Raw genomic sequence first — 20,197 nt, 5'->3', positions numbered from 1 at the left:
AGAAATGAAACGGAGTCGCAATACTTAGTTCAAAAAATGATCAAATAAGTGCAACATAGTTTGACATGACTGATTGCGGCATCCTAACGTCAGGAAAGAGCGGAGATCGTGGGCAATGGAACATGAGGCGCGCTGGAAGGGCGGCCATGGCACCCCGGATCGGGGCAGGGCCGCACTTTGAATGAAGGATAAGGGACCATCATGTCATCAGACACTCGTACAGTGCCTTCCGTCACTATGTCCGCTGACGGCATCGCCGCGGGCCAGCGCGTCAATCCGCTTGTCACCACCGGAATTATCGGTGTGATGTTCTTCATCTTTGGCTTTGTGACATGGCTCAATGGGCCGCTGATCACCTTCGTGAAGCTGGCCTTCACGCTGGACGACGTTTCGGCTTTTCTGGTGCCGATGGTCTTTTACATGTCCTATTTCTTCCTGGCTTTGCCATCAGCCATGATCCTGCGCCGCACGGGAATGAAAAAGGGCATGACGCTGGGCCTGTTCGTCATGGCGGCGGGGGCCATCCTGTTCGGGCAGATGGCGATGATGCGGATCTTTCCCGGCGCGTTGACCGGCCTGTTCGTGATCGGCGCGGGGCTTGCGATCCTGCAAACGGCAGCTAACCCCTATATTTCCATTGTCGGACCGATCGAAAGCGCGGCCCAGCGTATTGCGGTCATGGGCATCTGCAATAAGGTGGCCGGCATCCTCGCGCCCATCGTCATCGGGACGCTGGTGCTGCATGGGGTAGGCGAACTGGATGCCCAGGTGAAGGCCGCAACCAGCCTGGAGGCGCGTGAAGCCTTGCTCAATGCCTTCGCAGCCAAGATCCACGCGCCCTATCTGGCCATGGCCGGGCTGTTGGCCTTGCTGGGCGTATTTGTGCTTCGCTCGCCCTTGCCGGACATCCAGCCGACGGTCCCCAAGTCAACGGATGCCGGAGAGGCGGATCGTGGTCTGTCCAGCTATCGCCATCTCTGGCTCGGTGTGGTTTGCCTGTTCCTCTATGTCGGGGTTGAGGTGATGGCTGGCGATGCCATCGGTGCCTATGGGCAGGGTTTCGGCCTGCCGATCGACGAAACAGCCTTCTTCACCTCGTTCACGCTGGCGGGCATGTTGCTGGGCTATCTGGTCGGTTTGGTTGTGATCCCGCGCTTTGTTTCGCAGGAGCGCTATCTGGCCTTCTCGGCGATACTCGGCATTCTGTTCGTGTTGGGCGCCTATGCCACGCACGGCTATGTGTCGGTGGCTTTCGTGGCGGCGCTTGGCTTTGCCAATGCAATGATGTGGCCCGCTATCTTCCCCCTCGCGATCCGGGGACTTGGCCGTCATACGGAAACCGGCTCTGCGATCATGATCATGGCGATTTGCGGCGGTGCGATTCTGCCGCAGATGTTCGCGATGCTGAAGGAACATATGCCTTTTCAGCTTGTCTTCCTGATGGTGATGGTGCCAGCCTATAGCTATATTCTCTTCTTCGGGATCGTTGGCAGCCGCGTCGGAAGCGATCGGTCGGAGGCATGATGACAGCGGAAAATTCTGCTCCCGTTCAAACGCCCTTGCTGATGGAAATCTGTGTCGATTCCCCGGCGGGCCTGCGCGCGGCCATCGCTGGGGGCGCAGATCGTATCGAACTGTGCGCGGCGCTGGATGTTGGTGGCCTCACCCCGTCGCCGGGACTGTTGCAACTGGCGGGGCGCATATCCGTGCCGGTACGTGCGATGATCCGGCCGCGCGCGGGTGACTTTGTCTATGATGCAGTGGAACAGGATGTGATGCTGCACGAAATCGACGCCGCGCGCGCTGCGGGTCTTGCAGGCGTGGTCATTGGCGCCCTGACGCGGACCGGGGAGCTGGATCTGGTAGTGCTTAAGCGTCTGGTGGCACATGCGGCAGGACTCGATGTCACACTGAGTCGGGCCGTGGATCTGCTGCCCGATCTGGTCGTGGCGGTGGATGTCGCCGTTGATCTTGGTATCGCTACAATCCTCACCTCGGGCGGGGCGCTGAAAGCCTATGACGGGATCGCGACTATCGCAGCGATGCAGGCTCGCGCTGCCGGACGGGTCGAAATTCTGCCGGGTAGCGGCATAAATGCGGCCAATGTCCGCGCGATCCTTGATGGAGCGGGTGTTCGTTCCGTCCACGCATCATGCGGCGGGCTGGTGGATACGACCGATGCCCGCTCCGTTTCCATGGGGTTCGTCCATGCCCAGCGTCGGGAAACGGACCAGTCCCTTGTCGAGAATTTGCGCGCTGCCATGGGGCATTGCCCTCAAATCCATAGTGCGCCCTGAAACACTGGAGCTTTTCTATAATGACCCCCTCCACCCCTGGGCCGTTGGGCAAAATGCCCGATAAAACCCTTATGCATGCTGAGGCTGAGGAAGCGGCTGACGCCGTTGCCCGCTTCCTTGACGTTAACAAGGCGGCCCTTGATCGCATTGTAGCCCGTCTTGAGGCCAACCCGCCAAGCACTGTGATCACCTGCGCCAGAGGATCATCCGATCATGCGGCGACCTATGGTAAATATTTGATCGAAACGATGGTCGGCATTCCCACCGCATCGGCCGCCCTGTCGGTTTCGTCGCTTTTCAGCGCGCCCGTGATCGCGCCCGGAGCGCTGTGCATCGCCATTTCCCAGTCGGGTCGCAGCCCGGACCTTTTGAAGACGGTGCAGGCCTATCAGGCTGCCGGAGCCTTTGTGGTCGCACTGGTCAATGATGCATCCTCGCCGCTTGCCGAACACGCGGATGACGTCCTTCCGCTGGAAGCGGGGCCGGAACTTTCGGTGGCGGCGACCAAATCCTATATCGTATCGCTTGCCGGTCTGGCGGCGCTCGTCGCCCGTTGGTCGGGCAATATGGCGTTGGAGGCGGACCTTCTCCGTCTGCCGGACGCTCTGCGGCAGGCGTTCGCGCTGGATTGGAACGCGGCCATCGCGCCGTTGGAGCAGGCAACGAACCTGTTCGTGATCGGTCGTGGATATAGTTTCGCGGTGGCGCAGGAGGCCGCGCTCAAGCTGAAGGAAACGTGCGGACTGCATGCAGAGGCCTTCTCGTCCGCCGAAGTCCGGCATGGACCGATGGCGATCGTGAGGGATGGTTTCCCGATACTGGGTTTTGCCACGTCAGATGCGGCAGGCGATGATGTGCGTGCGGTAGGCAAGGAGTTTCTTGATCGCGGCGCACAAGTGCGGTTAGCCGATGCAGGGGGAGCTATCCCGGGCCTTCCCGCGCTGCGCGGCCACCCCGTGCTGGAGCCGATTTTGATGATCCAGAGCTTCTATCGTTTCGTCAACACGCTCGCTTTGCGCCGTGGGCTTGATCCGGACATGCCGCCGCACCTCAAAAAGGTGACGCAGACGCTATGAAACGCACGCGTTTTATCAATGGTAGGCTTGTTGGGCAGAGGGAGAGCCGCGCGGCCGCACTGACGATCGACGGGGCGTTGATCGCGTCCGATCAATCGACATCCGCCGATCTGGATATCGATCTGGAAGGTGGCTTCCTGCTGCCGGGCTTCATCGACACTCAGGTCAATGGCGGTGGGGGCGTGCTGTTCAACGACAGCCCGACGGTTGCCAGCATCGCGCAGATCGGTGAGGCCCATCTGCCGTTCGGCACGACGACCTTCCTTCCGACCCTGATCTCAGATGATCTTGATAAGGTTGATGCAGCGATGCGGGCCACCGAGCAGGCCATTGCTCAGGGGGTTCCGGGCGTGGTCGGCATCCATCTGGAAGGCCCCTTTCTCAATGCCGCCCGCAAGGGGACGCATGATCCGCAGAAGTTTCGACGCCTTGATGACGGCGCCATCGCCCTTCTCACCAGCCTGAAACTTGGTCGGACGCTGGTGACGCTTGCACCCGAAAACTGCGCGCCTGATGACATCCGGCGTCTTACCGAGGCGGGTGTGATCGTTGCGGCTGGTCATAGCGACGCGGACTATGCAACGATGAAGGCGGCGTTTGCGATGGGCGTGACGGGCGTGACTCATCTGTACAACGCCATGTCGCCGTTCAATCATCGAGCGCCCGGCGTCGTCGGCGCCACGCTGGAGGATCAACACGTGTATGCTGGCGTGATTGTCGATGGCCGCCATGTCGATCCGGTGGCCCTGCGTATCGCGATGGCGGCTCGCCCGCGTGATCGTTTCATGCTGGTCACGGATGCGATGCCGACGGTCGGTAGCCTCTCTAAGACCTTCATATTGCAAGGTAAGACAATCCGGGTGGAAGACGGCGTCTGTATCGGGGAGGGGGGCGTCCTGGCCGGCTCCGACCTCGATATGGCGACGGCGGTTCGCAATGCGGTGAACATGGTCGGGCTCTCGCTTGCCGAGGCCGCAATCATGGCGGCATCGGCACCGGCTGCCTTCATGGGGCTGACGGATCGTGGCGCGCTGGGGCCCGGAATGCGCGCTGACCTTGTTTGGCTCGACCATGAACTAAAGCCCAGAGGTGTCTGGATAGGTGGCGAACACCATCCCGCCATGACCGCTGCATAAATGTCATTAATCATGCCCATAGCCGGGCCGACGACGGGTTTCGTCGGCGCGGGCGGAAAGCCCGCATCGTGTGTTTCAGGAGAATTTAAGTGAAAATTTGCGCCGATGTTGGCGGCTCTTTTATCGATATCGCTGTCGTTGATGAAAATGCATCAATCCAGCATCGTAAAAAAATCCCCACGCCGACCGGGGATTGGGACGCGTTTACAGGCGTTTTTGCCGATTTTCAGTCAGACTTCGTGGCTCAACTGCGGGACGACGATCCCATTTCGATCGCTTTTGCGGGGCTTGCGGCGCCGGACACTGGCATCATGACCAGCGCCAATATCGAATGCATTCACGGTCGGCCGCTGGCCCGGGATCTGGCGGCAGCACTGGGGCGACCCGTTTTCGTCATCAATGATGCCGACGCTTTTGTTCTGGCTGAGGCGATCATGGGTGTCGCCCAAGGGCATCGCCGCGTATTCGGGCTGATCCTGGGCACAGGCGTTGGTGGCGGCCTGATCGAAGACGGTCGCATCGTCACCGGGCCGAGCGGGATTGGCGGTGAATGGGGGCATGGCCAGATCATGATACCCACGCCCAAAGCGCCCGATGCCGTGCCGGTGTTCGAATGCGGATGCGGGCGAAAGGGATGCCTGGATACGATTGGCGGCGCGCGCGGCCTGGAACGGCTGCATCATTTTTTGCATGATCGCACGGCAAAAAGTTCGCAAATAACGGCTGCATGGGAAGATGGTGATGCTACGGCCACCGCGACCATCGACTATTTCTGCGATATTCTGGCGGGATCGCTTGCGATGATCCTCAATACTTACCCAGCTACGGTTGTGCCGGTTGGGGGAGGGCTTTCCAATTCGGCCGCCCTGATCCGCGAACTGGACCAGCGGGTTCGTAGGGACATGCTTGACGCCCCGGCGCACCCTATATTGGTCGCCACTCTGCTGGGAGGCAATGCCGGACTGTTGGGCGCCGCGCTGGCAGCCGATCAGTAATCACGCTGCGATGCCGCCGCCGATGACCGTTGCATTGGCGGCGGCTTGGCGGCGCTTATTCGGCGGCGATCGCCTGCGGTTCCTCTGCGGCGCGAGTGTGGCGGTTTTCCGGCACGGTCAGGCCGAGATGTCCGCGCAGCGTGTCATGGGCATAGTCGGTGCGGAACACGCCGCGCGCCTGCAGGAGTGGCACGACCCGCTCGCGGAACAGGGCGAAGTCGCGCGGGCGCGTTACCCGCAACAGGAAGCCATCGGCGGCGCGCCCGATGAACCAGCGCTCGATCTCATCGGCTATGGTTTCGGGGGAGCCGACAAAGGGCGATCGCCATTGGCCGAAGCGATAGGCCGCTTGCCGCAGTGACAGTTTTTCGTCCTGCGCCACTCGTATGATGCGCTCGGCATGGCCCTTGTAGCTGTTGAGCGTCACGCCACTCAGGTCGGGGAAGGGCGCATCCAGATCGTAGGCGGAAAAATCATGATAGTTGAAGGCTCGGCCTAGCTGGACAAGCAGCTTGGAGATGTCGAGCGTTTCTTGTGCGGCCTGGACGATGGCCTGCGCCTCTTCATCCGTATCCGCGATGATGGGGACTAGGCCCGGTAGTATCTTGATGCGGTCGGGATCGCGACCGATGGCTGCGGCCCGCGCTTTCACATCGGCGTAGTAGGACCGGCCGGTTTCGAAATCTTCCGCGCTGGTGAAGGCGCCCTCGGCAATGGCTGCGCCCAGGTTGCGGCCTTCATGGCTGTCACCGGCCTGGAAAATGACGGGTTGGCCCTGCCGTGAACGACTAAGGGCCAGTGGGCCAGCGACCGAGAAATGCTCGCCTTTATGATCGAGCCGGTGCTGCTTACTCTTGTCGAGAAATAGCCCGGCGTCGCGATCGCGGGGGAAGGCATCATCCTCATAGCTGTCCCACAGGCCCTGCACCACGTCCACAAACTCGCGAGCGCGGGCATAGCGGACCTTGTGATCGAAATGCTCCTCGCGTCCATAGTTGCGGGCTGCGCCCTCAAGCCCCGTGGTCACGACGTTCCAACCGGCCCGGCCGCGGCTGATCTGGTCGAGCGATCCGAACTGGCGGGCGACGTTATATGGCTCCCAATAGGAGGTCGTCAGCGTGCCGACGAGGCCGATCCGCGACGTCGAAGCCGCGATCGCGGAGAGCAGGGTGAGCGGCTCCAGCCGATTGAGGAAATGGGGGGCCGTGTCCGGGGTGATATAGGGCGAATCCACGATGAAGACGAGGTCGAAAAGAGCCGTTTCGGCAGCCCTCGCATTCTCGATATACCAGCCAATGTCTATGCTGGCGTCTCCCGGCAGGTCAGGGTCGAGCCAGGATGTGTGATCCGCCCCGACCCCCTCCAATATGGCGCCCAGATGCAATTGCCGCTTCGCTGTCTCCGTCATCGTCCATATCCTCCAGATGTTGCTCCGTTTTACGGACTCTGTTTGGCTGGGGATAACGAGGCCTTCTCATAGGCTCTTTGGTTCTGCTGATCTAAAATCGCGCCGATATGCGCCCATAGTAGAAGCCACCGCTAAGGCCGAAGGGTGCGAAATTACCATAGGCACCTGATCCATCGGAAGCGATGACCCCATTGCGATGGGGATAGCTGTCGAACAGATTGTTCGCGCCGACGGACAGCGTGAGCCGGTCGCTCACATCATAGCCGATGTCGAGGTCGGCAATCCATTTGGCCCCATATTTCCGGTCGCCGCTGGCGATGTTGCTTGATTCCAGATAGCTGCCAAAGCGTGTCAACCGCGCCAAAGCGTGCAAAGGTCGAAGCGACCAGTCGTTGGTCAGGACGAGCTTTGTTCGTGGTGTCGCGGCGACGAGATCCTTCTGGGCCTGCCGCCCGAACAGCGTGACATTGAGTGAGGCAAGCTGGGCGGGCGTGTCGATGATATCGGTTATCTTGGTCCGGTTATAGCTGAAGGCGGCATTCAGCCTGAAACTGCCGATCGCCGCGGTTCGCAGACCATATTCGGCGACCACGTCGATGCCCCTTGTCCTTGTGTCGATGGCGTTGGTGAAAAACTGCGCGCTGTCGACATTGCTGACGCCATTGGCCAGCAGGATCGTCCGGATGGCCGGTCCGCCATTGGCCGCCGTTCCCAGAAATTCGGTCTTCACGATCCGGTCATCGACGTTGATCTGATAGGCGTCGATGGTCAGCCGAACTGGCCCCCGTTCAAAGGCCAGCCCCGCCGTGTAGTTGAGCGATTTTTCGGGTTTTAGCGGTGTGGCGCCGAGCGCTAGCGCCGCAACGCTGTTGACGGGCAGGAATTTCGATGTCGTGCTGACCCGATCGTTGCCGATGATGGTTGCGGTGTTCTGGGTCGTCGAAAAGCCGGTCTGGGCAAGCGATGGTGCGCGAAAGCCGGTATTGACGCCGCCACGAAGGGCAAACCCGCGCGCGATTTCGTAGCGCGTCGAAAATTTGCCCGATACCGTCTCGCCCGCGCTGTCGTCATAATGTTCAAACCGCCCCGCGACCCCTACAAACCATGCGCTGGTCACATCCGCCGACAGGTCGATATAGGCGGCCAGATTGTGGCGACTGAGCGACGTTTCGTCGGCTGGCGAGGTGCCGGTGAAGGATACTAGTCCGGGGGAAGGCGATCGGCCGCCATAGGCGTTGCCGAATGGCGTGCCGTCTGCCGGGATGATATAGCCGCCGTCACGATAGCTGTCGGGTTCACCCGCGCGGTTCTGGAATTTCTCCCAGCGATGCTCGAACCCGACGGCGACATCGAGTGGCTTGGCGAAACCAATGTCGTAACTGCGAGTCAGTTCCAGATTATTGATCCACAGATCCTGGATCTGCTTGCCCATGAAGAATCTGGTGGGGCTGGAAGGGCCTAGCGATGGGTTGAGCGTGCCGACGGCGCCCAACTCCACATCGTCGCGCCCATAGGTGGTGGACAGGTCAAAGGACCAGTCCGCGCCCAGGCCGCCTTTCAATCCGATGGCCATCTGCCAGTCCCATTCCTTGATCCGTCGCCGCGCCTGAAAGCCGGAAGGATAGATTTGCGGCAGGGCCGTGAAGCCCTGAACATTGGTCTGCCCGCCATAGCCGGTGGTCGCGGGGACGACTGCCCCACGCTTGTCGTCAATGTCACGATAGCTGAGGGTGGAGAAGCTATAGGCGGTGAGCGTGTCGCCAACGGGCAGTTCAGCATTCACCGATCCGTTGATGATCTTGTCCCGGTTCGATCGGCCATAGCCGCCCGCTATCAGATGATCCGCCCTGGCCTCACGCGGGTCGGGCGCGCCGTTCACCAGCGGATAGATCAGGGGCACAGGTTCGCCTGAACTGTCGGCCCGGTCGTGATATTTCCCCTCGACTGCGAAACGAACGAAGCCTTCGCCGCCGATCCGGGTGCCATAGCTCAATCCTTGCTGGATCAGCGCGCCGCCCTTTTCGTATAGTTGTCCGGCGGTCGCGGAAAAATCGCCGCCCTCGGGCGCGTCGTCCAGCAGGATATTGATGACGCCCGATATAGCGTCGGACCCATATTGGGCGGCGGCGCCGTCTCGCAGCACCTCGATCCGGCCCACGGCATTGGTCGGGATCAGGTCGATGTCCACAGGGGTAGAGCCGCCCGAAATGCGCGAGAGGTTGTTGATGAGCGCCGTCGTATGGCGTCGCTTGCCGTTGACGAGCACGAGCAGATAATCGCCCGACAGGCCACGGATGGAGATGGGCCGCACGCTGGCCGACGTACCGCCGCCGCCCAGCGCGGGCATGGTGAGGGACGGGATGATGTTGCCCAGAATTTCTTTCAGCCCCGTTCGCCCGCTCGCCTTGAGTTCCTGGGGGCTGATGACGTCGATCGGCACCGGGCTGTCGGCCACGGTGCGCCCGGTGCCCTTGCGCGTTCCGGTCACGACGATGGCTGAACCGCCCTGATCATCCTCCTCGGTGGCGGCAGGGAGAGTGGTCTGTGCGAAGGCTGCAGGGATGAGGGCGCCGCTGAACACAATGGCAGCGCCGGCGAAAGGCAGGCTTTTCATGATGGTTCCCTTTGGAATGTCGTGATGGCGGCTTCATGCCGGCGCGGGTTCAGTCCCGCTTTGTGAAGGTGGTCGCGTTGAAGGAGGGATCATAAGCCCCGCGAATGTCGGGCAGCGCGGGAATGATATTGGCGCGCTGGTAGCGTGCGAATATCTGCGCCTGCTCCTCGATCAGAGCCTCGTCGATCGGCTGCGCGGTGCCCAGATAGGCGGAGATCGAAAAGCGGGCGACCTTGAGCGGCAGGCCCGTTTCCTGCGCCAATGTCTGTGCATAGACGTCGGGATGTGTGATCGCCCAATGACGTGCCCGGTTCAATCGCGCCAGAAAGTCACCCAGCATCTCTCGTTTGGCCGCGATGGCCGGGTCCGAGGCGGCGAAGAAGCCAACCCCTGTCGGCAGGCCGCTGGCGTCCGCCAGCACCCGGTCGCCATTCTCGATGACCGCGATCCCCACATAGCTGCCCCAGGTGGACCAGGCATCAATGGCGCCACTGTCCAGTGCGGCCTTGGCCTCCCCATTATTGAGGTAGGTCCAGCGGATGTCGGATGGATTTAGTCCCGCCTTCTCGATCAGGCGAAGGGCCATGTCCTGCCCCACCGAGCCGCGGACCGTCGCAAGCTTGCGCCCCTTCAGGTCCGCAAGCGAACGAATGGGTGATCCTTTTTGCACGATGATGGCGGATGCGCGGCCGATATTGGCGCCTTCGGGGCGGTAGGCGAACACGGCCCTGATCTTCGCTCCACCCGCATAGGCGAAGGCGAAAGGCGCCCCGCCGACGCCGCCTATGTCGATGGCGCCAGCAGCCAGCGCTTCGAGCAGAGGGGAGGCTGCAGGAAATTGCGCCCATTCAATCGTGTAGGGGACGTCATCGAGTTCGCCTGCCGCCCGCATCAGCGCCTGCGCGCCGCCGCGCTGGTCGCCGATCTTCAATAAGGACTGGTTTTTGGCTGCACCTGCAGCGCGCAGATAGAGTGCGGCTCCGACAAGGGCCGCCACGATCAGAAGGGCGAGGCCGAGCCAGGGCAGAACCCTTTGTCGGGACGATGGGGACTGGCTCATGGAAACTCCAGGACAAGCGGCAGCATCGACCGAACGCCGACGGGATAGCGTCGGCGTTCGGTCGGACTGGCGATCAAAGATCTGCGTAAAGCGGCTCGTCGGCGATCAGGATGCGTTCAAGAACCCGTGGAAAATCGCCATAGTTGCGGACCGCATAGTGAACGGCGGCGCGATTGTCCCAGAAGGCGACCGAGTTGGGGCGCCAGGAAAAACGGACCTGGAATTCCGGCCTTTTATATTGGCGCAGCACTTCATCGAGCAGTTCGCGGCTTTCGGAGAGTTCCAGCCCCAATATCTGCGGTCTTTGGGTGAGATTGACCCAGAGGATTTTCTTGCCGGTCTCTCGATGTGTCCGAACGACAGGATGGGCGACGATCGGATAATCATGGCCCGCACCGCTCAGTGCTTCGCGGAAATCATGGGTGACATGCAGCCCCTCCAGCCGCGCCTTTACCTCTTCGGACAGGCCCTCATAGGCCAGGTTTGCATCGACCCAGATGGTATCGCCGCCAACCTCCGGCAGTGTCACGGCGCGAAGGACCGCGCCCCATGTCGGCACCAGACGCCAACTGGTGTCGCTGTGATAGCCGTCTCCTGGCTTTACGTCGCGATGAAGGCGCTTTTCATATTTGGCGGCATCCGTCGCCGCGATCTGGTGGATGGGTGAGATTTTGGGGTCGCTGGTCGTGCTAGGGTGCGTATAGAGCGGCCCGAATGATCCTGCAAAGGCGGCATGCTGATTGTTGGTTATACCAATGTGCATTGATTAGAACCCATGTGCCCATTGACGTAGTCCCAGGGACATGATGCGCCAAGGCTGTTCTGCGAGCTTGTTCCAGGCGTAGCAGCAGTGATCGACGATATCGTCGTAAGAATTGAAGATGCGGTTTGAGAGCCAGTTGTCTCGCATAAATTGCCAGACATTCTCGACCGGGTTCAACTCAGGGCATCTGGGCGGCAGCGGCATCAGAGTGATGTTGGGCGGAACGACGAGTTCTGCAGAGCCGTGCCATCCGGCTTGATCGAGAAGCAACACGGCATGAGCACCGGGCGCGACATGGAAGGCAATTTCGTCAAGGTGCATACTCATTGCCTCACTGTTGCACCTGGGCATGACGATGCCTGCTGCTTTGCCTTCTGCGGGGCAAATCGCCCCAAAGAGCCAGGCCGATGATCGCCGTTGGTCTTTTGGCGCTGAGGGTCTGGTGCCGCGCTTTGCCCAGCGCCGGGTGAGCTTGGTCTGCTGACCGATGCGGGCTTCATCTTGCCACCATAATTCTAGGGGCGTGCCTTTCGGGAGGCCTCGTTTGATTTGCTCCAGACAGGCAGCGAACTCTTTTTAAAAATGGCGATATCATCGGGTTTCTGGCCACGGTGGCGGGGCCGCGCCGTGATCTTGCGATACCCCAGCGCGCGAAGCTCTCTTCCAAGCGTGTGACGCGTGACCGACAATTGGAACTCGTCCCGGATCCACTGCGCCAGATCGCATAGACGCCAGCGCACGACACCATGCGCCGCCGGGATAGGCCCTGTCTCGACGATTTCGGCAAGCTTGGCGCGCTGTTCGTCGTTCAGGATCGACGTCCGTCCGGGGGCCTTGCGCGTTGCCAGACCGTCAGGGCCGCCCTCATTGAACCGCACGACCCAGTCGCGCACGATTTGCAGCGTCACCCCGGCAAACTTCGCTGCATCGCTACGGTTCCCGCCGTCCAGGATCAGAGCCACCGCCAATAAACGACGCACCTGGTCCCCATCACCGCATCGTCGGGCAAAGCCACGCAAATCCGTTGATGTGTAGTCAGTTCGAACCCCAATCGCCGCCGCCATCGCAAGCCTCCTTGTGCCTGCAATGTCGAATCATAATTTCAGCCTCTTGGGAATCTCAAACGTGAGTCAGAACCAGCGCCCCTTGGTATTAGTGGCTGGTCGCGGAAGAACACGACCTTATATTGAATGACAGCGGCGCGGATCGCGTCACGCTGCTCAGATGAAAGCGGTTTGCTGAGATCGATACCTTCGATTTCGGCGCCTATGGTTGGCTGCAATGGGCGGATGCCGATGATCTGATCGGCACGGTTGAGAATATCTGCGGCTGCGGAAGACATGAAATCACCTCTCATTTCGCCGGACAAGTCCGTGCATGAGCAGTGGTATTGATAAATATCGAGTGCGGTTATGATGATCGACCCGCCGCGCTTTGAATATCCAAATACTATTTGCAAGGCTCATCGGGAGCGTGGTCGCGCTGCACCGGCGCAACGTACCTGTGATAATAGTTTTGAGAGATGAACCTGAAGGTGTAACCCTTGGGGTAGCGAGGATGTGAACGTGATACGAGGAAGAATATGCGTATATTGATGACGCTGACCGCTGCTCTTGCTCTCATTTCATGCGGTGGTGATGATGAGAAAATCGCAACCACTGATAATCAGGTGACGCCTGTGACGGGCGCGATAGCGCAAGTTGAAGGCCTTAGTGAAATGCAACGCAATGGCGTATTTTTGAGGGCTATTCGGGATTCCGGCATCGCCTGTCAGGAGGTGTCGGGATCGGAACATATTAAACTTGGAAATGGCGCTATGGGTTGGCGGGCCAAATGTGAGAATGGTAATGCTCACCTCATTGAAATCCTGAACGACGGCACAGCGAAGGTCACCAGTCGCGTTGACTGAGGCAGAGGCCGGTTAAGCGCGGCCGTCAGGGCCTTCCCCAGATCACGCGAGATGCTGATCCCAGGTTTCACATAGGCTTCGACCCTCTGCGTCTTTGGACGCCAGGACCATCGGGTCTGTTTCGCGGGCGTAGATAATTGATGTGGCGAGCGATAGCGTTAGAAAAAATATGCCATTCTTTGATGGCGATCGCCACCACCTCATAGCCGACTGTCGATGGCAATCCGTATTCCCGGCCTATTTATATCTCCATTCATGACACTCCCTTCCGAATGTGCCCGTTGGGAAGGATGCATAACAAGTTATGGAATGGATTGGAAAATCGCTTCCGCTTTTCGCAACCGGCCCATAATGATGATGGCGTTACATCGAGCGGCTACAGGCCGCGCCTTTGAGGAAAGCGTCCCAATGAAGACCCTGGCTTGCCTTCTCGCGCTGTTCGCTGCTGGCCCCGCGCTGGCGCAGGGCGCGCCCAGGCCGCAGTCGTTCCCTGCGACGCTGCCCTTTTCGCCTGCCGTGCGAGTGGGGGACATATTGTTCATGTCGGGCCAGATCGGGCAGGTGCCCAACGGGATGGACCCGCACAAGGAAGGGTATGACGCGGCGGTCAGGGCGGCAATGGACAGCATCGGCAAAATATTGGCGAGCAATGGCCTCGATTTCGGGCATGTCGTCAAATGCACGGTGATGCTGGACGACATGGCTGACTGGCCGCGCTTCAACGCCGCCTACCTCCCTTATTTCGAGGGGAAGCGCCTCCCCGCGCGCAGTGCGTTTGGCGTCGACGGGCTGGCGCTTGGCGCACCGCTGGAAGTGGAGTGCCTTGCCGCGTTCAAGTGACGCGCGTTAAACCGGTAGGGCTGTCGTATATTTTGTCACTGACAAGGCGAAATGGGACGAGGCACCGGCAACTGAGGGGTGTTTGAGCAAGGTCCGCATCAGGAAATGCTCATAGTCGGACACGTCGGATGCCACGATCCGCATCAGATAATCCCATTCGCCTGACATAAGATAGCATTCCATCACCTGCGGATGGGTGTGAACGAAGGCGTGGAAGGCGTCGATGCTTTCGCTCGTGTGGCTTTTCATCCGCACGCTGCACAGCACATTGACTGCGTGGCCCAGCTTCTCCGGATCGGCGAGACGGATCGCGGGCTTCAGTACGCCCTGATCCTCCAGCGCCTTGATCCGCCGCCAGCAGGAGGGACCGGTACTTCCGACCTTCTCGGCAAGCTCGGCGTTGCTGAGGGAGGCGTCCTTCTGCAACTCGGCGACGATACGCCGGTCCAGCGGGTCAAGGGTGACGGATTTATTCATGATACGCGCCTTGTGCGAAAAGATGATCCATCTCTTGGCACAAGGCTGCGTATGTTCAAAGGCAAAGCGGGTCGATCTGAAAACTACCAACCGAACACATAGCGCTCGCGCCTCACGTCTGCGCCCCCGCGCAACGTGCCCGTTTCAGGCACCACGCCCGCCGCGACGATGCCGGTCGATACTGCATAGGGACCAAGTACGTCCAGCTTATGTCCCCGCGCGGTGAGCGCTGCCCGGATGTCGGCGGGTATGCGATCTTCAATCTCCAGTACGCCCGGCTCGTCCTTCTTGATCGCGAAGGAGCCGTGGAAATGATTGGAGTTGATGCGCGGCGCCTCGATCGCGGCCTGGAGTGGCTGGTTGAAGGCCAGCACGCGCAACAGCACATTCATGATCTGCTGGTCCTGATTGTCGCCGCCCGGCGTACCAATGGCGAGATAGGGCGCGCCCTCCTTCAACACCATGGACGGGGAGAGGGTCGTGCGGGGCCGCTTGCCGGGCACCAGGACATTGGGGCTTTCGGGATCGAGGTCGAACACCGTCAGACGATTGCTCATCGGCACGCCTGTATCGCCCGCAATATAGGCACCGCCCAGCAGCCAACCGGAACTGGGCGTGCAACTGAACAGATTGCCTTGTTTGTCCACGACCTCGATTGCGGTGGTGTCGGCGACCGGGCCACCCTTACGCTTCAGCATGTGCGGCGTGAAGGACGGGGTGGAGCGCTTCTTCCCCTCAAAGGCCCAAGGATCGCCGAACCGATGCTCCAGCGAAGCGCGAGGGCCGATCAGCTTGGCCCGCTGCACCGCATAGGCCTTGGACAGCAGGCCCCTTGCGGGGACGGCCGCAAAATCGGGATCGCCGAAAAAGGCGTTGCGATCGTCGAAGGCCAGCTTGATCGATTCCGCGACAGTGTGGAGATAGGGATCGGACCCCGGCTCCATAGACGCGATGCCCGCTGCCTCAGCGATGTTGAGCGCCATCAGCATGGCCGGACCCTGACTCCAGAAACCTGCCTTGCAGACCGTATAACCAAACACGCTGGTCATGGCCGGTGCTTCCACCTTGCCCTTATAGCGGGCCAGGTCGTCATAGCGCATCAGGCCGCCATCCGCCTCCATTGCAGCGCCGATCCGGCGGGCAATGTCGCCTTTGTAGAATGCGTCGCGACCGGCCTGAATTGCGGCCTTGCGGTCCTTCGTCCGGGCGAGGACAGCGCGATCGGCTTCTGCAATCGCCCGCATGGTGCGGGCCAGATTGGGCTGGCGGAAAATTTCACCGGTCTTGGGCAGCTTCCCACCGGGATAATAGGTGTCGTAGGCGCTTTTATATTTCGACGTCGCCTTCTGCTGGCTGACGAAGACTTCGGCGAGGAAATTATACATAACGAAGCCGTCCGCCAGCTCGATGGCGGGCTGCATCACCTGATCCAGCGTCATCGTGCCATTGAGTTGCAGGGCCAGCGCCATGGCGTCGACCATGGCAGGTACGGTGCCGCCATTGGGACCATTGCCGGGAATGACGCCCGCCTCGGCAAATTTATCCGGCGTGGCAAGGCCGGGCGCAATACCCTGGCCGCTTACCACTGAGGCCTTATTGGTTTTCGCGTCGTAAATGATGGTGGGTGCTTCCCCACCGAAACCGAAATGCGAGATTTCCGTGACCGCCGCTGCGAACACCGCCGCCACGCCTGCATCGGTGGCATTGCCGCCCGCCATCAATATTCGGGTGCCCGCCGCGACCGCATAGTGGCGCCCGGCGGCGACGATACCGAAATTGCCGACGATCTCAGGCCGCAATGTTTCGCCCGCACTTACCAGCCGCGTCGGTTCTATCGCGGGTTTGCCCGTGGTCTGGGCTATCAGCGACGCGCTACCGCCCATCAGGGCTGCGCCACCGGCGGCGAGCGTGGCCAGGTCTCGACGGCTGAATGTCGGTGTGTCGCTGTCTTCGCTGCTGCTCATTATGTCCCTCTGACCTCCGGCAAACGGCGGCATGTCCTTGCCGCCGACACCCGATCTAGACGAGAGACGGGTCCATATCCGCACTAAGAAAATTACGCGGCGCGCACCGACTATGAAATAAAAATGACATGCCGATAGCGGGTTTTGCACGCCAAATAGTTTTTGTCATCGAGAACGCTGCAACATGGATGGCCTCAACAAGAGGGAGGACCATCCCCAGCAGCCGGGGCGGCATCAATGGCCGCGATGCAGGGAAAGGATGTCGAGGCTCCATTCACGGCGGCCCGTCAAGCATCCACTTTTCGCCAAGACGGCGACCAATAGCGGGAAATCTGTCCGGAATGAGAGTGCCGCGTGTGAGCCTGACATGGCTTGCGAGCGTGTGAGCCATGGTCGTGGGAATGGGTCTGTCGCCGGGGAAAAGGCGGCACGATCTTCAATGGGGGACAGGGACATGAAAGCTCTTAAATCTGTAAACAGGACATTGTTGAGTGCCAGCATCATCGCGCTTTCAACAGGTGTGGCTTATGCGGAACAGGCATCCAGCCTGGCCACCACCGCTGCGGCGGCGCAAGCGGCAGACGGAATGCCTGACGGCCCCGTCACTGAAAATCGTGGTGATGACATCGTTGTTATCGGGTCGCAGATCCGCGGCGCCAAGACCACCGGCGCGCTGCCGGTCAACTTGGTTGGTGAGGAGCAGATCCAGGCTGTCGCCGCCGTATCCGGCGCTGATCTTTTCCGCTCGATCCCGCAACTAGGCGGCGTCACGTTCAACGAACAGGTGTTGGGCGGCGGCAACGCCAATGCGGCGCGCGGCGATGTATCGACCGTATCGCTACGTGGCTTGGGGCAGGGCAACACGCTGTTGCTCATCAACGGCCGCCGTACCGTGCTGCATCCCACATCACAGGCGATCACCGGCGTCGTCGATTCTGGCGTGCCGACTTTTGGCTATAACGCGAACACCATTCCCGTCGGAGCGATCAGCCGTGTCGAAGTGCTGCGCGACGGCGCGGCGGCGCTCTACGGATCGGATGCGGTAGCGGGCGTGGTGAACAATGTGCTCCAGACCGATTTTAACGGCGCCAAGTTCGACGCCCAATATGGTGGGGCGGAAGGCACCAACCTGCGTGAATTCACGGTCAATGGGTTAATTGGCAAGGACTTTTCGGAAGGCCGCGGCAACATCTCGCTGTTCGCCAACTATGCACAAAAATCCAAGCTCTATCTTAGCGATCAGGATTATACCGCCAGTGTCGACCGGCGCGGCTATGTCGCCGGAACACCTTTCGCCAATGTCGCTGCATTCAACGGCACCAGCACCAGCACGCCGTGGGGGACATTCCGCGCGCTGGCTACCACGCCCAGCGCCAATGGGATCGTCAGTTTCCTGAACCGGACCGTCTCCAGCGGCGCCACCGCCTTCACTAATGCGTCAAGCCAATTCCATATCCAGCCCAACGCCAACACCGGCTGCCGGATCGCATCGGGCACGCCGGGCATGTGTTATGACGATGGCAATGGCGCTACCGAAATGGCGGGTGTAGACTCCAATCTGCGCTTCAATTCACCGGCGACGTTCGACGATCTGACCACCCAGCCGTCGGTCAAGCGGCTCAACTTCTTTGCCAACGCCCATTATGACCTGACCGACAATCTGACCCTCTTCGGCGAAGCCGGCTTCTATCGCGGCAAGACCAGTTCCACGATCGGCGCGCCCGGATCGCTCGCCAACATCCCGATCACGGTCGCGGCCAATGCGTACTGGAATCCGCTTGGCCCGGTTGGTTCGCCCAACCGCATTGCGGGCCTCAGCACCGCTATCGTGCCCGCCACGGGCCTGCCGGTTCAGATCACGTCATTAAGCTATGTCGATGTCGGATCGCGCACGGTCGACGTCACCAACTATCAGTATCGCTTCCTTGGCGGCCTGCGTGGCTCCATCGGAGACTGGGATTTTGATACGGCGGGTCTCTACACCTGGGCTACGGCAGCGGACACGCAGGAGAATTTCTCCAACACCCTGCTTCAAGCCGCAATCAACAAAACCACGCCCGACGCTTATAATCCGTTCAATGGCGGGTGCGTCGATACGCCGTCGATCGGCGATTGCACGCCCAACAGTCAGGCGACGATCGACAGCTTCATGATAAAGGCCACGCGCAAGACGCGCACGTCGCTTGGGCTGGTGGATTTCAAGATCTCGAACGCAAATCTGATCGGCTTGTGGGCCGACAATAGCATCGGCATCGCGGCCGGGATCGAATTTCGCCGTGAAACCTATCGCGACAACCGTTCGACCTATCAGGGCGGCGTTGCGGGTGTTGATACCACCTATACCGATGCCGTCACCGGCATCTTCTACGGGTCCGACCTGGGTGGCGCGAGTCCCAGCCCGGACGTCTATGGCAAGCGCACGGTGAAGTCGGCCTATGCCGAACTGGCCATCCCGATCTTCAGCCCGGAAATGGATGTTACACTGTTCCGGTCGCTCGATTTCCAGGTCGCTGGCCGGTTCGAGGATTATAGCGATGTCGGCAGCGTCGCGAAGCCCAAGGTGGCGGCGTCTTGGGAACTGCTACAGGGCATCAAGCTGCGTGGTTCCTGGTCGCAGGGCTTTCGCGCGCCGAACCTGGAGGTCATCAACACCTCCACGCTCGATCGTGTGAACACCGGCGTCGATTATGTGCTGTGCGAGGCAGATGTGCGCGCGGGCCGCATTCCCAATTTCTCCCAGTGCAATCGCAACATCTCGGTTCTGCGGCGTTCCAGCGGCAATCCTAATCTGAAACCTGAGGAGTCGACGAGCTGGAACTTCGGCGCGATCTTCACCCCGCCACTGCCCGACGGCTTTGGCCATGTGACGCTGACGGTCGATCGCTGGCAGATCAAGCAGAAGAATGTGGTCGGCCTGCTCGATTATCAAAACGGCCTCAACCTCGACTATCTGTTGCGCGCGCAGGGCAGCAGCAACCCCAATGTCGTTCGCCGCGCGCCGACCGCCGATGACATTGCCACGGCCGCGGGCACCGGTCTCGCCCCCGTTGGTGAACTCCTTTATGTCGTCGCCAACTTCGAAAACCTGCTGCCGGTGACGGTCAACGGTATCGACTTCAACCTCGACTATCGCCTGAACACGACCTCGGTCGGTAACTTTGCCCTGAACGTCAACGCCTCGCGGTTGATCGGCTATGTCGTCGATGCGCCCAGGGGCGTTCAGGACGTGATTGACGGCAAGGCGGCGGGCACGATCAACGCGGGTGTCCCTACCCAGGGCGGCGGCGATGTCGTGGGGCGCGATGGCCAGCCGCGCTGGCGCATCTCGGCCAACCTGACCTGGAATTCGGGTCCGGTGACGGTCGGCGCGTTCACCCAGTTCATCGACTCGGTCTATGAAAACGCGGTGCGCGACGCGGCAGCCAATCCCTTCATTGTAAAGGGGCAGACGACCGTCAATCTCTACACTTCCTATGAATTCCAGAATGAAGGCATAATGAAGGGCACGATGCTGACCGTCGGCGCGCGCAACATCTTCGACAAGGACCCGCCGCTCTCCTCGGCCGGCTATCTGTCGAACCTCTACCAGCCGCAGGCGCGCTATTGGTATACGGGGATCAAGAAGACCTTCTGATGCCCTCACGGCCCGGTGCTCCAT

The 20,197-nt window shown here is 60.6% G+C and carries 16 protein-coding genes; 8 read left to right on the top strand and 8 right to left on the bottom strand.

The window, feature by feature from the left end; genetic code table 11:
- Positions 1-201 precede the first annotated feature (201 nt).
- The 5 genes from WFR25_RS14005 (at position 202) to WFR25_RS13985 (ending at position 5,504) form a co-directional block, all read left to right on the top strand.
- A complete protein-coding gene (locus WFR25_RS14005) occupies positions 202-1,524 on the top strand; it encodes a sugar MFS transporter (RefSeq protein WP_336971665.1) in 1,323 nt (440 codons plus the stop codon).
- Entirely contained in the window at positions 1,521-2,297 is a 777-nt protein-coding gene (locus tag WFR25_RS14000) for a copper homeostasis protein CutC (protein ID WP_336971663.1), read from the top strand. Before WFR25_RS14005 ends, WFR25_RS14000 begins: the two co-directional genes overlap by 4 nt.
- 71 nt (positions 2,298-2,368) lie before the next feature.
- A complete protein-coding gene (locus WFR25_RS13995) occupies positions 2,369-3,373 on the top strand; it encodes an SIS domain-containing protein (RefSeq protein ID WP_336971661.1) in 1,005 nt (334 codons plus the stop codon).
- Positions 3,370-4,509 (top strand): N-acetylglucosamine-6-phosphate deacetylase, encoded by a 1,140-nt coding sequence (nagA, locus tag WFR25_RS13990; protein ID WP_336971659.1) that lies wholly within the window; start codon positions 3,370-3,372, stop codon positions 4,507-4,509. The genes WFR25_RS13995 and nagA overlap by 4 nt, the downstream gene beginning before the upstream one ends.
- A gap of 89 nt (positions 4,510-4,598) precedes the next feature.
- On the top strand, positions 4,599-5,504 hold the full coding sequence (locus WFR25_RS13985; RefSeq protein ID WP_336971658.1) for an ROK family protein: 906 nt from the start codon (positions 4,599-4,601) through the stop codon (positions 5,502-5,504).
- Positions 5,505-5,559: 55 nt separating this feature from the next.
- Here the strand turns inward: WFR25_RS13985 and WFR25_RS13980 are convergent, their stop codons facing one another.
- The 6 genes from WFR25_RS13980 to WFR25_RS13955 all read right to left on the bottom strand — a co-directional run bounded on the left by WFR25_RS13980 (position 5,560) and on the right by WFR25_RS13955 (position 12,808).
- Positions 5,560-6,912, bottom strand: a complete 1,353-nt coding sequence (locus tag WFR25_RS13980; protein WP_336971657.1) for an LLM class flavin-dependent oxidoreductase — start codon at positions 6,910-6,912, stop codon at positions 5,560-5,562.
- A 91-nt stretch (positions 6,913-7,003) separates the two neighbouring features.
- On the bottom strand, positions 7,004-9,526 hold the full coding sequence (locus WFR25_RS13975; RefSeq protein ID WP_336971656.1) for a TonB-dependent receptor plug domain-containing protein: 2,523 nt from the start codon (positions 9,524-9,526) through the stop codon (positions 7,004-7,006).
- A 49-nt stretch (positions 9,527-9,575) separates the two neighbouring features.
- On the bottom strand, positions 9,576-10,586 hold the full coding sequence (locus WFR25_RS13970; protein WP_336971654.1) for an ABC transporter substrate-binding protein: 1,011 nt from the start codon (positions 10,584-10,586) through the stop codon (positions 9,576-9,578).
- 73 nt (positions 10,587-10,659) lie between these two features.
- On the bottom strand, positions 10,660-11,349 hold the full coding sequence (locus WFR25_RS13965) for a TauD/TfdA dioxygenase family protein (protein WP_336971653.1): 690 nt from the start codon (positions 11,347-11,349) through the stop codon (positions 10,660-10,662).
- Positions 11,350-11,352: 3 nt separating this feature from the next.
- A protein-coding gene (locus WFR25_RS13960) for an IS630 family transposase (RefSeq protein ID WP_419723124.1) occupies positions 11,353-12,413 on the bottom strand; the annotation gives its coding sequence in 2 pieces (ribosomal slippage) (positions 11,353-11,892 and positions 11,895-12,413; 1,059 coding nt in all).
- Between the two features lie 38 nt (positions 12,414-12,451).
- The gene (locus WFR25_RS13955; protein WP_336971652.1) at positions 12,452-12,808 is read right to left on the bottom strand and encodes a TauD/TfdA dioxygenase family protein; all 357 of its coding nucleotides are present in this window, start codon (positions 12,806-12,808) and stop codon (positions 12,452-12,454) included.
- A 123-nt stretch (positions 12,809-12,931) separates the two neighbouring features.
- On the opposite strand from WFR25_RS13955, the gene WFR25_RS13950 reads away from it, so the two are divergent.
- Both WFR25_RS13950 and WFR25_RS13945 read left to right on the top strand, forming a co-directional pair.
- Positions 12,932-13,258 (top strand): hypothetical protein, encoded by a 327-nt coding sequence (locus WFR25_RS13950; RefSeq protein WP_336971651.1) that lies wholly within the window; start codon positions 12,932-12,934, stop codon positions 13,256-13,258.
- A gap of 408 nt (positions 13,259-13,666) precedes the next feature.
- Positions 13,667-14,098, top strand: a complete 432-nt coding sequence (locus WFR25_RS13945) for a RidA family protein (protein WP_336971650.1) — start codon at positions 13,667-13,669, stop codon at positions 14,096-14,098.
- Positions 14,099-14,104: 6 nt separating this feature from the next.
- Here the strand turns inward: WFR25_RS13945 and WFR25_RS13940 are convergent, their stop codons facing one another.
- Together WFR25_RS13940 and WFR25_RS13935 are read right to left on the bottom strand one after the other, a co-directional pair.
- Positions 14,105-14,575, bottom strand: coding sequence for an Lrp/AsnC family transcriptional regulator (locus WFR25_RS13940; protein ID WP_336971649.1), 471 nt, complete (start codon positions 14,573-14,575; stop codon positions 14,105-14,107).
- Between the two features lie 83 nt (positions 14,576-14,658).
- A complete protein-coding gene (locus WFR25_RS13935) occupies positions 14,659-16,539 on the bottom strand; it encodes a gamma-glutamyltransferase family protein (RefSeq protein ID WP_336971648.1) in 1,881 nt (626 codons plus the stop codon).
- Positions 16,540-17,125: 586 nt separating this feature from the next.
- Here WFR25_RS13935 and WFR25_RS13930 point away from each other — a divergent pair.
- Positions 17,126-20,173 carry a TonB-dependent receptor domain-containing protein gene (locus tag WFR25_RS13930; RefSeq protein WP_336974900.1) on the top strand — a complete coding sequence of 1,016 codons (3,048 nt, stop codon included), beginning with the start codon at positions 17,126-17,128 and terminating at the stop codon, positions 20,171-20,173.
- The last annotated feature ends 24 nt before the right edge of the window (positions 20,174-20,197 follow it).

Origin of the sequence: Sphingobium aromaticiconvertens (genome assembly GCF_037154075.1) — a bacterium.
Taxonomy (GTDB): domain Bacteria; phylum Pseudomonadota; class Alphaproteobacteria; order Sphingomonadales; family Sphingomonadaceae; genus Sphingobium; species Sphingobium aromaticiconvertens.
Note: the sequence above shows the minus strand (reverse complement) of the source record. Positions and strands in the feature narration are given on the sequence as shown.

What these genes read in the sequence shown, in the direction of transcription:
- WFR25_RS13965 (WP_336971653.1), bottom strand. Translation starts at nt 11,349, where the DNA reads ATGCACATTGGTATAACCAACAATCAGCATGCCGCCTTTGCAGGATCA.
- WFR25_RS13995 (WP_336971661.1), top strand. Translation starts at nt 2,369, where the DNA reads ATGCATGCTGAGGCTGAGGAAGCGGCTGACGCCGTTGCCCGCTTCCTT.
- WFR25_RS13950 (WP_336971651.1), top strand. Translation starts at nt 12,932, where the DNA reads ATGCGTATATTGATGACGCTGACCGCTGCTCTTGCTCTCATTTCATGC.
- WFR25_RS14005 (WP_336971665.1), top strand. Translation starts at nt 202, where the DNA reads ATGTCATCAGACACTCGTACAGTGCCTTCCGTCACTATGTCCGCTGAC.
- WFR25_RS13945 (WP_336971650.1), top strand. Translation starts at nt 13,667, where the DNA reads ATGAAGACCCTGGCTTGCCTTCTCGCGCTGTTCGCTGCTGGCCCCGCG.
- WFR25_RS13930 (WP_336974900.1), top strand. Translation starts at nt 17,126, where the DNA reads ATGCCTGACGGCCCCGTCACTGAAAATCGTGGTGATGACATCGTTGTT.
- WFR25_RS13970 (WP_336971654.1), bottom strand. Translation starts at nt 10,586, where the DNA reads ATGAGCCAGTCCCCATCGTCCCGACAAAGGGTTCTGCCCTGGCTCGGC.
- WFR25_RS13975 (WP_336971656.1), bottom strand. Translation starts at nt 9,526, where the DNA reads ATGAAAAGCCTGCCTTTCGCCGGCGCTGCCATTGTGTTCAGCGGCGCC.
- WFR25_RS13935 (WP_336971648.1), bottom strand. Translation starts at nt 16,539, where the DNA reads ATGAGCAGCAGCGAAGACAGCGACACACCGACATTCAGCCGTCGAGAC.
- WFR25_RS13980 (WP_336971657.1), bottom strand. Translation starts at nt 6,912, where the DNA reads ATGACGGAGACAGCGAAGCGGCAATTGCATCTGGGCGCCATATTGGAG.
- nagA (WP_336971659.1), top strand. Translation starts at nt 3,370, where the DNA reads ATGAAACGCACGCGTTTTATCAATGGTAGGCTTGTTGGGCAGAGGGAG.
- WFR25_RS13940 (WP_336971649.1), bottom strand. Translation starts at nt 14,575, where the DNA reads ATGAATAAATCCGTCACCCTTGACCCGCTGGACCGGCGTATCGTCGCC.
- WFR25_RS14000 (WP_336971663.1), top strand. Translation starts at nt 1,521, where the DNA reads ATGATGACAGCGGAAAATTCTGCTCCCGTTCAAACGCCCTTGCTGATG.